This window comes from Bacillus sp. LR--39, assembly GCF_053613335.1.
This window is the reverse complement of record NZ_JBSIOT010001082.1, coordinates 1-637: the sequence shown is the minus strand read 5'-3', so window position 1 is coordinate 637 and position 637 is coordinate 1. Positions and strand designations below refer to the sequence as shown.

Sequence of the window (637 nt, the reverse complement as noted above, 5' to 3'; positions counted from 1 at the left end):
TAGAACCATGCGTCCGACCTCAATTAACGGGTAGTCTTTTTGAGACCAAACTTTTGTGACATCAAACGGATCGAAACGGTACGTATTTGCATCTTCTAAAGGCATGATTTGCACATATAGTTTCCATGCAGGATAATCACCGTTTTCGATTGCGTTGAAAAGGTCTTCTGTATGGTAATCAGGGTTTTCACCGGCAATTTTTGCTGCCGTATTGACATCAAGGTTTTTCACGCCTTGTTCTGTTTTAAAGTGATATTTAATCCATACGCCTTCGCCTTCGGCATTTGTCCATTTGAATGTATGGCTTCCGAAGCCGTGCATGTGGCGAAGTGTCGCAGGAATTCCGCGGTCAGACATCAGGATTGTCACTTGGTGCAGTGACTCTGGTGAAAGTGACCAGAAATCCCATACAGCCGTAGGGTTTTTCAGGTGTGTTTTTGGATCTCTTTTTTGTGTATGGATGAAATCAGGGAACTTAATCGCATCGCGGATAAAGAATACAGGCGTATTGTTGCCGACGATGTCGTAGTTTCCTTCTTCAGTATAAAATTTAACAGCAAATCCGCGCGGATCGCGAACTGTGTCAGCAGAGCCAAGTTCACCAGCAACTGTTGAGAAACGGATGAACAGCGGTGTG

The 637-nt window shown here is 44.4% G+C and carries 1 pseudogene; it reads right to left on the bottom strand.

The annotated features are described in order from the left end of the window. Positions 1-637: pseudogene (gene katA, locus ACWHAR_RS28575) on the bottom strand (catalase KatA); the annotation flags it as partial.